General features: G+C 71.0%; 1 pseudogene. It reads right to left on the bottom strand.

Features of this window, described 5'->3' with window-relative positions:
• Nucleotides 1-269: pseudogene (locus ABGA94_RS16905) on the bottom strand (hypothetical protein); the annotation flags it as partial.

The following is a 269-nucleotide window of genomic DNA, read 5'->3' as shown; positions in this document are numbered from 1 at the left end:
CGCGCCCATTCTGGCGAAGTGGGCAACGCGTCGAAGGCCAGCACCGGGTTCTCCAGCTTCCCGTGAGTCAACGCCAGGGGGCGGCGGGTCGGGGCAACCACGGCGCTGCAGCGCGGGTCGTCCAGCAGCCTGCGCAGGGTGTTGGCGACCTGCACGCCCAGTACCTCGCCGAATACGCTGACGAACGGCTGCTGCCAGTCCGGGTCGAAGCCCTTGGCCAGCTGCTGCAGGCGCCGCGCCAGTTCGGCGTCACCGGCCACGCGTACACG

It is taken from the genome of Stenotrophomonas sp. 3diitr2024, assembly GCF_042136455.1.
Lineage (GTDB): Bacteria > Pseudomonadota > Gammaproteobacteria > Xanthomonadales > Xanthomonadaceae > Stenotrophomonas > Stenotrophomonas sepilia.
Note: the sequence above shows the minus strand (reverse complement) of the source record. Positions and strands in the feature narration are given on the sequence as shown.